The 14,841-nt window shown below is 40.5% G+C and carries 12 protein-coding genes and 2 pseudogenes; 6 read left to right on the plus strand and 8 right to left on the minus strand.

The genetic code is table 11. The features are described 5' to 3' along the window. Positions 1-377: 377 nt before the first annotated feature. The 6 genes from BM135_RS10310 to yieE all read right to left on the minus strand — a co-directional run bounded on the left by BM135_RS10310 (position 378) and on the right by yieE (position 8,259). Positions 378-2,363 carry a ligand-gated channel protein gene (locus BM135_RS10310; RefSeq protein ID WP_092519656.1) on the minus strand — a complete coding sequence of 662 codons (1,986 nt, stop codon included), beginning with the start codon at positions 2,361-2,363 and terminating at the stop codon, positions 378-380. Positions 2,364-2,521: 158 nt separating this feature from the next. Then, complete coding sequence (locus BM135_RS10315) at positions 2,522-3,310, minus strand: ABC transporter ATP-binding protein (protein ID WP_092519657.1); 789 nt, start codon at positions 3,308-3,310, stop codon at positions 2,522-2,524. Then, positions 3,307-4,392: a FecCD family ABC transporter permease gene (locus BM135_RS10320; protein ID WP_092519658.1), complete on the minus strand. Its 1,086-nt coding sequence runs from the start codon at positions 4,390-4,392 to the stop codon at positions 3,307-3,309. The genes BM135_RS10315 and BM135_RS10320 overlap by 4 nt, the downstream gene beginning before the upstream one ends. A gap of 20 nt (positions 4,393-4,412) precedes the next feature. Beyond that, positions 4,413-5,513, minus strand: coding sequence for an ABC transporter substrate-binding protein (locus BM135_RS10325; protein ID WP_422646147.1), 1,101 nt, complete (start codon positions 5,511-5,513; stop codon positions 4,413-4,415). A 258-nt stretch (positions 5,514-5,771) separates the two neighbouring features. Beyond that, a complete protein-coding gene (locus BM135_RS10330) occupies positions 5,772-7,259 on the minus strand; it encodes an amino acid permease (RefSeq protein ID WP_092519660.1) in 1,488 nt (495 codons plus the stop codon). Between the two features lie 136 nt (positions 7,260-7,395). After that, on the minus strand, positions 7,396-8,259 hold the full coding sequence (gene yieE / locus BM135_RS10335) for a DNA-binding transcriptional regulator YeiE (RefSeq protein WP_092519661.1): 864 nt from the start codon (positions 8,257-8,259) through the stop codon (positions 7,396-7,398). Between the two features lie 191 nt (positions 8,260-8,450). On the opposite strand from yieE, the gene BM135_RS10340 reads away from it, so the two are divergent. Both BM135_RS10340 and nfo read left to right on the plus strand, forming a co-directional pair. Further along, entirely contained in the window at positions 8,451-9,569 is a 1,119-nt protein-coding gene (locus BM135_RS10340) for a YeiH family protein (RefSeq protein WP_092519662.1), read from the plus strand. Positions 9,570-9,676: 107 nt separating this feature from the next. Further along, a complete protein-coding gene (nfo, locus tag BM135_RS10345; RefSeq protein ID WP_092519663.1) occupies positions 9,677-10,519 on the plus strand; it encodes a deoxyribonuclease IV in 843 nt (280 codons plus the stop codon). Here nfo and fruK read toward each other — a convergent pair whose 3' ends face one another. Next, positions 10,520-11,458 carry a 1-phosphofructokinase gene (gene fruK / locus BM135_RS10350; RefSeq protein ID WP_092519664.1) on the minus strand — a complete coding sequence of 313 codons (939 nt, stop codon included), beginning with the start codon at positions 11,456-11,458 and terminating at the stop codon, positions 10,520-10,522. A 219-nt stretch (positions 11,459-11,677) separates the two neighbouring features. Here fruK and BM135_RS10355 point away from each other — a divergent pair. The 3 genes and pseudogenes from BM135_RS10355 (at position 11,678) to yeiP (ending at position 14,210) form a co-directional block, all read left to right on the plus strand. Continuing rightward, a pseudogene (locus BM135_RS10355) lies at positions 11,678-12,097 on the plus strand (nucleotide triphosphate diphosphatase NUDT15). Between the two features lie 165 nt (positions 12,098-12,262). Next, positions 12,263-13,507, plus strand: a complete 1,245-nt coding sequence (mtr, locus tag BM135_RS10360; protein ID WP_092519665.1) for a tryptophan permease — start codon at positions 12,263-12,265, stop codon at positions 13,505-13,507. A gap of 130 nt (positions 13,508-13,637) precedes the next feature. Then, a complete protein-coding gene (gene yeiP / locus BM135_RS10365; protein WP_092519666.1) occupies positions 13,638-14,210 on the plus strand; it encodes an elongation factor P-like protein YeiP in 573 nt (190 codons plus the stop codon). 80 nt (positions 14,211-14,290) lie between these two features. Here yeiP and BM135_RS10370 read toward each other — a convergent pair whose 3' ends face one another. Beyond that, a complete protein-coding gene (locus BM135_RS10370) occupies positions 14,291-14,617 on the minus strand; it encodes a type 1 fimbrial protein (RefSeq protein WP_245737367.1) in 327 nt (108 codons plus the stop codon). A 42-nt stretch (positions 14,618-14,659) separates the two neighbouring features. Between BM135_RS10370 and BM135_RS10375 the strand changes: the two are divergent. Further along, positions 14,660-14,833: pseudogene (locus BM135_RS10375) on the plus strand (IS982 family transposase); the annotation flags it as partial. Between the last annotated feature and the right edge of the window lie 8 nt (positions 14,834-14,841).

Consider the following 14,841-nt stretch of genomic DNA (forward strand, 5'->3'; position numbering starts at 1 on the left):
GTTGTAAAAAATAACTCAAAGCAAAAAAAATAACTGGTGCATATTTACGCACCAGTTATTTTTAGTGCACGCATTTTGCACTTCAAGTCCAGAAATAGCAAGCGCCACGACACTAAAAATTTATTATTTTTTACGACACTACAAGACCTTATAAAATAAGCTCTTACTGAGTTTGTGCTCAAGACTAACGCCTTCATATCCGTTGATTGGCCTTTGGTTGTTTTTTAGCACAGAGGAAAACTATTTGCCAATTAATCATGAGTATCTTGATAGAAAAAAAATCATCCCATCATCACAAAATCGATGATGGGATGATTTTATATCATGTCTAAATGTTATGCATAATGACTAATATTAATAAAAAAACGAAATATTAGTTAAAAATCATAATTAACGCCGATATTGTAACGGCGACCATCTAGGACTGCTCCGTGGGTTTCTTGGGTAACACGTTTATCAAAGAGGTTATAAACGCCTCCTGACAAGCGAAGATTTTTAGTCAGATTATAAGCCATACCAAGATCGACAAAAGTATAGGATGGTGTGCCTGCTTTTGGCTGACCACGATATATATACTCCGTTGATTTACCTCTAAAGTTTACACGTGCCCACGTCTCCATTTCTGGAAGAGCCTGCCAATTCAATGTTGCATTAACCATATGTTTTGGAACTTTATTTAAAGCTATCCCTTTTTCTTTACCGCTTTTTTGCTCTGATTCGGTATATGTATAGTTTGCCGCTAATGATAAGTCTTCGACAATATCCCAATTTATTGTAGATTCGATACCTCGAAGATTAGCCTTATCTACGTTCACACGATCACTGATAAATTTGTAAGCTGTATCACCAATTGTACATTTTTTATTTTTACCACCACTTGGATCGGTACAACGGCGTAATTCCGTGATTTTATCCTTATAATCTGTGTTAAACACAGTCAAACCAATATTTAAGTTCTCTTGATTATTCCAAATAATACTAATTTCTTGATTGAAGCTTTTCTCTGGCTTCAAATCCGAACTTCCAACAATAACTGCTGTTTTCTCTCTAAATCCATTAATTAATCTGGACGCACCACCTGTAGCTTGCCCCCAATCAGAAGAAACCTGACGCAATTCAGGAGAACGATATCCTGTTGCTACCCCACCTTTTACTGTCCATTGTTCATTTAAGTGCCAAACACCATATAAACGAGGAGTCCAATGAGTGCCAAATTCTTCATCCTTATCCAAACGAATACCACTCGTCAAAGTGAAATCATTCGTCGTTTGCCATTCATCTTCGGCGAACAAAGCCCAGCTCCAACGGTCTAATTTATTTATATCTTTCTTTGATTCTAGTTTGTTTCCATTGTCTTTTAACGTCTCATAACGATATTGTCCACCTACACTTAATGTATGAATATCGAATACAAAGTTTGCATGACTATTAAATACAATGTCACTATATTTCATTTCACGACCCGGGTTTCGTGATTCATCTTTTTGAATATAGGAAGTCACTGTACCAAAATCATAAGTACCATTGTGAGTAATGGAATAATTATTGCGAGAAAACTTTTCTTTATCTGAGCTATTATCCGATTTCCCTTCAGTGGTACTGCGATCCTGCTCATACCTCCCAATTTCGAAATCGAAAGTATTTTGCTCATTCGGAGTCAGAGATACAGTTGCAGTTCCACTGCGCATTTCTTGTTCACTAAAGCCATCAAAGAATTTATCTTCATTACGATGAGAAAACAGACCATGTACTTTTAATCCCAATACCCCATCAATTACAGGACCTGCTGCATAAACATTGGTTTGATAGCTATTACCTGAATTTTTACTTTCGGTTAATGTTGTATCAGCACGCAAACTAGCTTTCCATTCTTTTTGTACTTTACGCGTAATAACATTAATTACTCCTCCCATAGCATCAGAGCCATAGAGAGCAGACATCGGTCCACGCACTACTTCAATACGTTCAATAGCTGATAATGGAGGTAACCATCCCTGCTCAATACCTGGACCATCGCTGTTTGGTCGAGTCGTACGAGTATCCATCCGTTTTCCATCAATTAAAATCAAAGTATATTTTGATGCCATTCCGCGGATACTAATATCACTCTTACTACCACCACCAGTAACAACCACTCCCGGCACATCTTTCAATGCGTCTGTCACATCACGGTAGGCTTTAGTTTCTAGTTGCTCACGGCTGACAACTGAAATAGAAGCTGGTGCATCTTCAATCTTTTGCTGGAACCCCGCCGCTGTAGTGACAATAATTTTATCTTCACTATTATTAGCAGCTAAAACAGTGCTGGACGAAATAGCAGCAACAATACCTAACACAATTTTTTTCTTTGCAAAAACAGCCATTCCCGATTCTCCAAAAGGTAGAATAGAATTATTGAAATTAATATGGGTAACCAACACGTGCCCACCAAACAGGGATAACTAATTATCCCTGTCAGTGTTGTATTTATTAAATTAATTATATTTTAATTTTAATAAATTGATTTATAGCTTTTATTATTCTAACTTACTAATTCTGTCACTAAACCATCAATTAATACTTGTGGAACTCCCTGAGAACAACGTTCAATTCGGCCTTTAATACCATACACTTCCGCCAAACTACCTGAAGTAATAACTTGTTCAGGTATACCTTCGGAAATTAATTTACCTTTCTTTAGCATTAATACATGGTCACCATGACGCAATGCGATATTAATATCGTGAACAACAACAATCGTAATAATATTACGACGACGCGTTTCACGTGCAACTAAATCCATTACATGATATTGGTAATTTAAATCCAAAGCACTTAATGGTTCATCTAATAATAATAATGTCGGACGGCGGATTAATGATTGAGCCAACCCAACCAACTGTTTCTGACCACCAGACAGTTGGTCCAGATAACTGAGCGCCAAATGCTCAATACCAAGCTGGCGCAGCAGTTCCATGACTTCTTGTTCACATTGGCTACTGCTCACACCACCTGATGCCCGTTGAGCAACGATAACCGATTCCAATACATGAAGATGCACACCTGCCGGTAATGATTGAGGCAAATAAACCACGTTTTGAGCACGTTGGGCAAAATTCATCTTTATCAAATCCTGCCCATCCAACAGCAGTTCACCACTGGCTTTATTCAATCCCGCCAGCGAACGCAGGAGTGTTGATTTACCGCAACCATTCGGCCCCAACAATACGGTGATTTGACCACGTGGCAATGAACTGATATCCAGATGTTCAATCACAGGATACTTCGGATATCCTGTCGTCAATCGATTAATTTTTAGTCCCTGACTCATACATTCCCCCTATGGCGTAAAACGATGCTCAGGAAGAAAGGCACACCGACCAACGATGTTACGATCCCAACCGGGATGATAACGCCCGGGATCAGGTTCTTAGAAGCGATGGAAGCCATTGATAAAACCAATGCACCAATCAACGCACTCGCAGGCAGGAAGAAACGATGATCTTCACCAAACATCATTCTGGCGATATGAGGAGCCACCAATCCAATAAAAGCAATTGGACCAACAAATGCAACCGCTAATGCCGTCAGGATACTGATACGCAACAATGTTCCCAAACGAAGGCGGCTGATATTAATACCAAAGCTGATCGCGCGATCTTCTCCTAGACGCAAAGCAGTCAACTTCCAAGAATTACTCATTGAGATAGGCATAATGACTGAGAACACTAACATCATAACGCCCAGTTTTTCCCATGTCGCTCTACCTAAGCTACCCATTGTCCAAAAAACAAACCCTTGTAAGGTATCTTCCGTAGCGATAAATTGCATCATCGAAACTAACGCATTGAATGTAAATACCATCGCAATTCCGAACAATACAACGCCTGAGGTTGCAACTCTTGTCCAACGGGTAACACCATCAAGCATCAGGGCAGCTAATAACGCAAAGAGAAAAGCATTTGCAGAAATAAACCACTGATCTGGTATTCCCGGAATACCAATTCCAAGCACAATAGCCAATGCCGCACCAAAAGAAGCGGCATTGGAAACCCCTAACGTAAATGGGCTAGCTAGTGGGTTATTCAGGATTGTCTGCATTTCAGCGCCAGCCAATCCAAGCGATAGGCCGATCACTACCGCCATCAGGGTATAAGGTAATCGAATATCCCAAACAATCACCCGTGTTGCTACGTTAACACTTTCTGGTGAAACCAGTGTTTGCCAGAGGGTTTGTAGTGATAACCCTGATGGTCCCATTGTAAAATCCAATACAACAGAGGTGCCAATCACCAAAACGATGAATAATATCCATGCAATACGTCGGCGCAGGATATGACGATAATGTGCTTTTATATCGCAATCACTTAATTGCTGTTTCACCATTGGCATAGGCTCGGTAGTGACACTCATTTTTTATTACCTATTACTGCTTATTTCTCACTGACCCAATATGTTCCTACCGGTTCAATAGCTAAGAATTTATTATGAAGCTCTTTCAACGTTTGTTGCGGATCTAAATCGGCAAATTTTTCAGGGTAGAACCATTTAGCAAAAACCTGAGTAACAACAACGTTATAAGGAGAGTTGTAGTAGTGATGCCAGATAGCATGGCTACGCCCTTCCTTCACGGCAGTCAGGTTATTGACGCCTTTACGTTCAGTAATAGTTTTCAGGCCAGCACGGGCAATATCGGCAGAAGTCCGTGCTCCCATTTGAATCCCTTCACTTTTATCACTTGGATCTTGTGCACCACTTGCGATGTAAATATAAGGATCTTCAGCAATGACTTTTTCTAGGTTCATTGTACCTAATGGGGAAGGCAGCACTTCTTTGGCAATATTCTTGCCACCAGCCAAATCAATGAAGTTCCCCATATTGCCGTTACCTGCCGTACCACAGCAATCTTCACTAGAACCTGCTTTCAATTCAATAAATACAGAAGGTTTCTCAGTATCCGCTATGCGAGTCGTAATATCGGTTACTATTTTTTGATTTTTCTCGTAAAAATCAGCGTAAGCATTAGCCTGCTCTTCACGATGCAGAATTTTGCCCAACATACGAATGCTAGGTAATGTATTTTTCAAAGGATCATTGCGGAAATCGACAAAAACAACAGGTACACCTGCTTTTTCCAACTGTTTCACCAACTCGCTATTTTTTCCGGGGCCATGTCCAGACAAGCCAAAGATAGCAACATCAGGGTTGAGCGTAAGCACTTTTTCAGAGCTGACACTATCAGCGCTAGTATTACCAATCAGGGGGATATTATCGATTTCAGGAAATTTAGCTTTATAAATAGCGTAAGTTTGTGGGTCTAGTTTGCGGAAATCACCTTGCCAGCCAGCGATACGAGCCAGAGGTTTATCCCCTTCCAATATTGCAACAGAATGGAACAGACGACCTTCACCCAATAAGATTCGATTGACTTTCTCAGGCACCTCAACAGTACGCCCAGCAACATCAGTGACTGTTTCAGCCCAAGATGCAAAACTTGCCATCATGGCAGAACCTGCCATTAGACTGATACTCATACTTTTCACGACTGCTCGAAATACAAACTTCACTTTAGTTAGCCTCTTCATACAACAATTGTGACGCTAACAATAAAGCAAATAAGAATACTTATCAATGCGATTGGGTCGTATATCCGAAATTTACCATCCATATTCTTTCCCTAATCCCATGAAAAATAAAAACTGCCAATTCCATCACAGAACAGGCAGCTTTTTGTAAAAAAATAAACAACATTTTAATCAAAAAGTATCAATTTTTTGATATTTTTTAACAAATTATTCCTTTTCAGTATACTTGAATACCGGAAATTTCATCTCATGGTACTTAACAAAACGAGTTTTCTTTTTCAACTTGAAACTAAACCAAATGAGCAGGAATAATGGGAGGCCAATGTAAGTTGCCGTCACTCCGTACCAATCGATCTTATCTTGCAAAAACGCCTGATAATTTTGGCCCAAAGTGATAACCAAACATAAAATAAAGGCAAAAATCGGCCCGATAGGGAAGAAACCTGAACGATATGGCAGCGCATTCACATCAAGACCTTGGGCAACATAGCCCTTGCGAAAGCGATAATGACTGATTGCAATTCCGAGCCACGCAATAAATCCAGTCATGCCTGAAGTATTCAATAACCACAAATAAACTGTTTGATTGCCAAACATGGAGCTAAGAAAACATAAACCAGCCACCACTGTCGTGGCATACAGTGCATTACGTGGAACACCACCTTTAGAGAGGTGGCTAAAAATTTTCGGTGCCTTACCTTCTTTTGCCAACGTGAATAGCATACGGGTAGAAGCATACATTCCCGAATTTCCCGCAGATAATACGGCGGTCAATATTACTGCATTCATTATCGCAGCTGCTGACAATAAACCGGCATTTTCAAATACCAGAGTGAATGGGCTGACACTGATATCTTTCACGTCATTGCGTAACAAACTAGAATCAGTATAAGGAATGATCAGGCTGATGATTAAAATAGCAAGCACATAAAATAATAAGATACGCCAGAATACCTTACGTACGGCACGAGGGATATTTTTCGCTGGATCTTTCGATTCTCCCGCGGTAATGCCTATTAGTTCTGTCCCTTGGAAGGAGAAGCCGACAATCATAGCTACCCCGATCATAGCTGAAAAACCACCCGCAAACGGCGCGTCAGCAATGACCCAATTATGCCAACCTGCGTCTTCGGCACCTTTCATGATGCCAACGATCATTAAAATGCCAACAACGATGAACACAACAATCGTGGAGACTTTAATCAAGGAGAACCAATATTCAGCTTCGCCAAATCCTTTGACGGAAATAAAGTTCAACAGGAAAACCAGGCCAAGGAACAATGCACTCCATACCCAGCCAGGAACATCATTAAACCAATATCCCATAACCAATTGCGCGGCTACAAGGTCAACCGCAATTGTCACCGCCCAGTTGTACCAGTAGTTCCATCCCAATGCGAAGCCAAAACCTTCATCAACATATTTGGAACCATAAGTTGAAAACGATCCCGAAACTGGCATGTATGCTGCTAATTCGCCCAAGCTGGTCATCAAGAAGTAGACCATTAAGCCAATTAATGCATAGGAAAGTAAGGCACCCGCAGGACCAGCCTGAGAAATTGTTGCACCAGAAGCAACAAATAATCCCGTGCCAATTGATCCACCGATGGCAATCATTGCCATATGCCGTGCTTTTAATTCACGGCGCAGGTTTTTTGGGGCCTGATCCGGTGGCATACATTCTTCTCGAGACATTCTATTCCTATATCATTTAAAAAATTTAATGTAGAATTGTAACAAATCTTCGTTTCCAGAATAGCGGTGATTCGTGGTTATAAGATACCTTCATAATGCATAGCCAATTATTAGCTACACGATTATGCCCTCAATATTAATTGCAGTAACTCAGTAACTTCTGTAACGCATTGGACATATGTTTCTGACGATGGTAAATCAGGTACAAAGTACGATTAAGACTAAGCCTAGGGATGACAAGCTCAGATAATGTTCCATTTTTCAGTTGTTCTTGAACGACCCGCCGTGAAAGACAACTAATCCCCATCCCATACTGCACAGCATGTTTGATAGCCTCTGAATTACCCAATTCCATCGCAATATTAAATCTGGGCATTTGTGAGAACAAGAGATGATCCAAAACCTCCCTTGTTCCTGAGCCTTTTTCTCTCAATATCCAAGGTGCCTTAATCAAGTCCTCCACGCTCAGTTCACGTTGCAGCAACGGGCTTTCTGGCGAGGAAAAAATAATCAATTCATCTTCCATCCATGATTGTGTGATCAATTCAGGATCATGACACAATCCCTCAATCAATCCCAAATCAACACGAAATTCAACAACCGCCTTTATTACATCTTCAGTATTACTGATATTTAGTTCCAATGGTGTCTCAGGGTAATCCTGACGGTATCTCGCCAGCATTTCAGGCAGCATATAATTGCCAATCGTACTACTAGCCGCTAATCGTAATGCTCCCAATTCAAGTTTGAAAAGCTGTTCCACTTCACCAGCCTGTTCAAGTAACGCTAATGCCTTAGGATAGAGTAAACGCCCATGTTCATTGGTAACCAGACGTTTCCCGACCCTATCAAACAGTTGTACTCCCAACTGTCCTTCAAGATCTGTGAGTGAAGCACTGACCGCAGATTGTGATAACGCCAACTGCTGAGAAGCCCGTGTCGTTGAACCACTTTTCAGAACTTCTGCAAAAATCTCCAGTTGTCTCAGAGTGATACGCATATGGCCTCACAGGACGCAAAATAAAAAATAGAAAGGTAGTCTTGATTTTAGACAGTATTATGAAACTTAACAAAAGTCGCCCTTAATTAACCTGTTTTTATGGTCATACATATAAAAATTATCAATTTTATTGATTTAATAATCTTCTATATTCTTATTCCTAAAATGAATAAGTTAATAGAGCTGCCACTATGCCTGAAAATCAAAGTAAGTCTGGAAATCAAGCTGGGTCTAAAAATCAAGTTGAGGAATTTATCAAAACCTACCAACATACTGCATTAAAATTAATTCCCGGTGTCATATTAGCCACAGTCCTGACGGCACTCGCTATCTATGTCGGTAATATTCCTTGGTTTGTAAATATGGGATTGGGTGTTCTGACACTTGCCATTCTGTTAGGGATTATTATTGGCAATACAGTGTATCCTTTCTTAAAATCCACCTGTGATAGTGGCATCCATTTTTCCAAACACTACCTACTGCGAGCAGGTATCATTCTTTATGGATTTCGCCTGACTTTCCAACAAATCACAGATGTTGGTGCAACTGGAATATTAATTGATGCCATTATGCTTTCTTCAACATTTTTTATGGCATTGTGGATTGGACGTACTTTTTTGCGACTGGATAGCCAAACTGTGATCCTGATTGGTGCAGGAAGCAGTATTTGCGGAGCCGCTGCGGTTATGGCAACAGAGCCTGTTGTTAAAGCTCCGGCCAGTAAAGTTGCCGTAGCTGTCTCTACAGTAGTCATTTTTGGCACTCTCACAATCTTTATTTATCCATGGTTCTACCAACTCAATGCCCATTACCAATGGTTTAATTTCTCTCAAGAGACATTTGGTATCTTTACTGGCTCAACTGTGCATGAAGTAGCTCAAGTCGTTGCCATTGGACATACAATAGGAAGCGATACAGAAAATGCAGCCGTTATCAGTAAGATGATCCGTATTATGCTATTGGCACCTTTTCTATTACTGCTTTCCGGCTATCTCAGCCGCATGGAAGCTAAAAATAGCAATAGCCACCAAGAAAAATCGCCGATTACTGTTCCATGGTTTGCTGTATTTTTTATTACCACAGCGGGTTTTAATTCTTTTCATTTATTACCTGAGTCCCTTGTTAACCACATTATTGCTACTGATACCATCATGCTGGCAATGGCGATGGTTTCTTTAGGGTTAACCACTCATATCAGTGCCATTCGTCAAGCTGGAATTAAACCTATTCTATTGGCACTTATTTTATTTGTCTGGCTAGTAGCCGGAGGATTAATTGTCAATCAAGGTGTCCAGCATTTATTGCGCTAATTTAGAATGATGATATATCTGACGCCAAATTAAATTGATTTTTTCTGCCAAAATTTTATCAACAGGGCGAACAATGCCATAATGACGAAAACACAGGAGAAAATGATATGAAATTTGTTGGAGCCCATGTTAGCGCCTCTGGCGGTGTTTATCAGGCGGTGATCCGCGCCCATGAATTAAACGCAACAGCATTTGCCTTATTCACGAAAAATCAGCGTCAGTGGCATGCTCCGCCGTTATCGACAGATATCATTGATAAATTTAAAGCGAATTGTGAACGTTATGGCTATGGCAGCCGACAAATCCTTCCTCATGACAGTTATCTAATCAATCTTGGTCATCCAGAAGCAGACAATCTGGAAAAATCCCGTGCTGCGTTCCTTGATGAAATGCAACGCTGTGAACAGTTAGGCATCGACTTGTTGAATTTCCATCCAGGCAGCCATCTCAACAAAATTGACATTGATAAATGCCTCGCTCGTATTGCGGAATCCATTAATATTACGTTGGACAAAACACAAGGTGTCACCGCTGTCATCGAAAACACTGCCGGACAAGGCACCAATCTTGGTTTTAAATTCGAACAACTAGCGGCAATTATTGACGGCGTCGAAGACAAAACCCGTGTTGGAGTTTGTATTGATACTTGCCATGCTTTCGCTGCTGGTTATGATTTACGTACTGAAAAAGATTGCGATGAAACTTTCAAGGCATTCGATGAAATCGTTGGGTTCAGGTATCTTAAAGCTATGCATCTGAATGATGCTAAGAGCGAATTTTCCAGTCGTGTTGACCGACATCACAGCCTTGGTGAAGGTAATATCGGTAAAACGCCTTTCAGGTATATCATGAAAGATGACCGTTTCAATGGCATTCCCTTAATTCTTGAAACGATCAATCCAGATATCTGGGAACAAGAAATTTCCTGGCTAAAATCCCAGCAAAATTAATTACCTGACCGATATTAACTCGATTTTTGACATCATTAATGCAAGTTCCGTGCGGCTTTTAATCCCAACATTAGGCTGGCTAACCGTGAGTGCAGAAACTGCGGTTGCCAGACGCAATGTATGTTCACTGGATTCTCTCATCAGCAAACCATAGACCAATCCACCAACCATAGAGTCTCCCGCCCCGACCGTACTGACTACCTCACAATGTGGCGGTTTTGCCAACCATGCGCCAGAGACATTCACCCATAATGCTCCCTGCTCTCCCAAAGAAATGACAACATGGGCGATCCCTCTATTACGCAATTCATGGGCTGCATCAATAACACTGTTCAAATCCGGCAATGGCTTACCTACCCAAATTTCCAACTCATGTCGATTGGGTTTTACCAGCCAAGGTGATGCCTTAAGGCCCGCTACAAGAGCTTCACGACTACTGTCGAAGATAACGCAGGGACAAAACTGCCGTAATTGCATCATCCAATCCGCAAACGATTCTGCGGTAATCCCTTCGGGTAAACTACCGCTGACTACAACCATATCGAACTGCCCCAGCCATGTGAGAGAATCATTAACAAATCGATTCCATTCTTCTTCCGTTACATGGAAACCCGAAAAATTAAAATCCGTTACTTCACCCTGTTTTTCGGTCAATTTGACATTAATGCGCGTTCGCCCTGACACCAAATGGAAACGATTTACTATACTGTTTTCGTTAAAAAACTGCTGAAACCCTTCTTGATTCTCTCGCCCTAGAAAACCACTGACAGTAACATCAATGCCTAAATCACGCAGTACCTTCGCAACATTGTTTCCTTTACCAGCAGCGTGAAACCCTGCCGTCTGTACATGGTTAACATTTCCCTTAACAATATCTGGGCATAAACCCACTAAATCATAAGCTGGATTTAAGGTAATTGTTGCAACTCGACGGCTCATCTTGCCCGATGTCTCCTAAATAAACGGTCATAAATAACATTAAGATTTATCTGTTATTTATAACATCAAAATTGAATCGTTTCAGTTAAAATTACTACCTGATTGATCATTGTGTTACTGGAATCTAAAAGTAAAAAATATGCGACGGAATTATTTTTATCAAATGGCTAAAACCTATCTGAACCAGCATAAATAAATACTATCCGGAGGAATATATCAGTGTCAGTTATTGTCGGAGTTGGTGTCATTATCGTTAACGATAAGGGTGAAATTCTACTGGGAAAACGTACCAGCCAGCATGCACCGTACTAGTCAATTTTTGGTGGTCATGTCGATCCCGGTGAAACCTTTGAAGAATGCGCCATTCGAGAAATTCAAGAAGAAATTGGCCTAACAATCCAAAATCCCAGAGTTTATGGTATTTGCAATAATCTCGAAACGTATCGGGAAGAAGGAAAGCACACAGTTTCAGTCTGTCTACTAGCACAGTATACTGGAGGTGGACCCAAATTAATGGAACCAGAGAAATGCGAACAATTAATTTGGTGTAATCCTGATAACCTACCCGAACCTCATTTTGAGGCCAGTCGTAATGCCATCAATCTGTTGCAAAAAACGCAATTCTCTTCTGCAACTTAATATCAATCTCTTCAGGCAGGCTATCTCGGATCACCTGCCTCACCTTTGTATGCAAAATGCAACAAATGCAATTTAGTTATTTCCCATAATTATTTGTTTACACATATGATTCATTAATATATCGTCGCGCTAGTACAAAGTAACACCATTCATAAGGAAATCTATATGACCATTGAGGTAACGCAAAATTTGAAACGTCCCTCCATATTTGGTGGAGCTATGATTATTGCCGGTACTGCTGTCGGTGCAGGTATGTTTTCCATTCCGATTGTCAGTTCAGGTGTCTGGTTTACCGGATCAATCATTTTGCTGGTGTATACCTGCGCATGTATGTATTTCTCAGGTCTGATGATTTTGGAAGCCAATATGAATTACCCTGCTGGTTCCAGCTTCCATACCGTCACTAAAGATTTGCTGGGCAAAGGCTGGAGCACTCTTAACGGTTTATCCATCACCTTCGTTCTGTATATACTGACCTATGCTTATATTTCAGCAGGCAGCTCAATTCTCTCTCAGAATATCAAGAATATTATTCCACTACCTCAATCAATATCCGGCCTGTATTTCGCTTTTATCGTTGCCTTTATTGTTTGGTTATCCACTAAAGCAGTAGATCGATTAAGCACTATCTTGATAGGCGGAATGGTGATTACCTTTATCATGTCCGTTAGTAGTATGTTTATCGAAGTGAAGCCTGCTATCTTGTTTGATCAGGTAAATACCAATTCAAGCTATTTACCCTATGCTTTAATTGCTTTGCCTTATTTACTGGCCTCATTTGGTTATCATGGTAATGTTCCAGGGCTGGTCAAGTATTACCATAGAGACAGCAAAGCTGTCGTACACAGCTTACTATACGGAACCTTAATAACATTAGCGATTTACATTTTATGGCAATACGTCATTCAGGGAAATATTCCTCGTGAAGCCTTCAAGCAGATTATTGCTGATGGTGGTAATATTAGTAACTTGCTGCAACAAATGGATAAGACTTCCGATAATACAACAATAACTAATCTCTTGAATGCCTTCTCATATATGGCCTTGGCGAGTTCATTTTTAGGTGTATCATTAGGACTATTTGACTATCTGGCAGACTTCTTTAAATTTGACGACTCACGAAAAGGACGTTTTAAAACAGCACTTATTACTTTTATTCCTCCCACTGTATTAGCTATGGTCTTTCCAAACGGTTTCCTATATGCAATCGGTTTTGCTGGTCTGGCAGCAACCATTTGGGCGGTTATTGTTCCTGCTTTAATGGCCCGAGCCAGCCGTAAACGCTATCCAACATCTAGCTATCAAGCTCCGGGCGGTAATTTTTTGATTATCTTTGTTATCCTGTTCGGTTTGATAAATGCGCTAGCACATATTCTATCTTTGTTTAATATATTGCCAGTTTATCGTTAATGTTTTTTACTCGCTCCAGTATTTTTACTGGGGCATTCATTCATCTCTTGCCTAACAGGCTAACTGCGAGTAATTTTGTCGCCACCTAAATATTCATTCCACTATTTCCTTGTTCTTATAGAAGGTATCTATGGCTAAAGCCAATGAAATTAAGCGTGGCACCGCAATCAGCTACAATGGAAAACTATTATTAGTTAAAGACATCGATATTCAGTCACCCAGCGCACGCGGTGCCAGCACTCTGTATAAGATGCGTTTTACTGATATTCGTACTGGTCAGAAAGTGGAAGAACGTTTCAAAGGCGATGACATTCTTGAAACCATCACATTAACACGCCGGGGCGTGAGTTTTTCCTACATTGACGGTGATGAATATATTTTTATGGATGACGAAAATTTCACCCCTTATCACTTCAAAAAAGATCAAATAGAAGAGGAATTACTCTTTATTCCTGAAGATGGCCTACCTGGAATGCAAGTCCTGACAATGGATGGGCAGTTGTTATCTCTTGAATTACCTCAAACTGTTGATATGGTCATTGAAGAAACATCACCGGGTATCAAGGGTGCATCAGCAAGCGCCCGCACCAAACCGGCTAAGATGAGTACAGAATTGACTATTCAGGTTCCAGAGTACCTGAGTTCAGGTGAAAAAATCCGTATTCATATTGCAGAACGTCGCTATATGGGACGTTGTGACTAATTCTTTATCCTTAAATATAAGTTGCTCTTTTGACAAAATAATACTTAATGCAAAGAGCAACTCATCGTCTGTCTATTAAGTTAAAAATAATCCACATTAACAATTGCCACACGTTTCTGATTGTCAGTCCACTTCACGCTGGAAACACCTATGTTACCAGGAAGCATGACATTGCTTTTCGTTTTGTGAGTTGAAATGATTTGTTTAACAGTGAGATTTTTCCCTAATCGATAGCAAGAGATATTGGCTTGAGTATTTGATACAATGACTTGACATCCGGGATCAACAATTGCACCAGAAAACCGAATTACTCCTCCTTTAGATTCGGCATATCCATAAGAAAGCCATGAAACCAACAAACCCGAATTCTGGATAAGAAATTGACGAGAAGCCTGTTCCCGGAGCAATGTTTTGGTGAAGGCCGAAACAGCTCCGGGGAGGAACAGGCTATGAACAACTTAGTTGAAATTTTCATCGGTGTCGATGACTTTTGTCGTTTTTTCATTCCACAATGGGAACAGTTTTGTCTCAAGAAGGGATATCGCCTACGTCGTAGAAAAGGTCATATGTATCCCAGTGAAATCATGACCATCTTGCGCCTCTTTCATCTGTCGCATTATCGGTGATTTTA

The sequence above is a fragment of the Xenorhabdus japonica genome (assembly GCF_900115195.1).
Classification (GTDB): Bacteria; Pseudomonadota; Gammaproteobacteria; order Enterobacterales; family Enterobacteriaceae; genus Xenorhabdus; species Xenorhabdus japonica.

Excerpts from the sequence above, each read along its gene's own strand:
- BM135_RS10310 (WP_092519656.1), bottom strand. The coding sequence starts at position 2,363 with ATGGCTGTTTTTGCAAAGAAAAAAATTGTGTTAGGTATTGTTGCTGCT.
- BM135_RS10315 (WP_092519657.1), bottom strand. The coding sequence starts at position 3,310 with ATGAGTCAGGGACTAAAAATTAATCGATTGACGACAGGATATCCGAAG.
- BM135_RS10320 (WP_092519658.1), bottom strand. The coding sequence starts at position 4,392 with ATGAGTGTCACTACCGAGCCTATGCCAATGGTGAAACAGCAATTAAGT.
- BM135_RS10325 (WP_422646147.1), bottom strand. The coding sequence starts at position 5,513 with ATGAGTATCAGTCTAATGGCAGGTTCTGCCATGATGGCAAGTTTTGCA.
- BM135_RS10330 (WP_092519660.1), bottom strand. The coding sequence starts at position 7,259 with ATGTCTCGAGAAGAATGTATGCCACCGGATCAGGCCCCAAAAAACCTG.
- yieE (WP_092519661.1), bottom strand. The coding sequence starts at position 8,259 with ATGCGTATCACTCTGAGACAACTGGAGATTTTTGCAGAAGTTCTGAAA.
- BM135_RS10340 (WP_092519662.1), top strand. The coding sequence starts at position 8,451 with ATGCCTGAAAATCAAAGTAAGTCTGGAAATCAAGCTGGGTCTAAAAAT.
- nfo (WP_092519663.1), top strand. The coding sequence starts at position 9,677 with ATGAAATTTGTTGGAGCCCATGTTAGCGCCTCTGGCGGTGTTTATCAG.
- fruK (WP_092519664.1), bottom strand. The coding sequence starts at position 11,458 with ATGAGCCGTCGAGTTGCAACAATTACCTTAAATCCAGCTTATGATTTA.
- mtr (WP_092519665.1), top strand. The coding sequence starts at position 12,263 with ATGACCATTGAGGTAACGCAAAATTTGAAACGTCCCTCCATATTTGGT.
- yeiP (WP_092519666.1), top strand. The coding sequence starts at position 13,638 with ATGGCTAAAGCCAATGAAATTAAGCGTGGCACCGCAATCAGCTACAAT.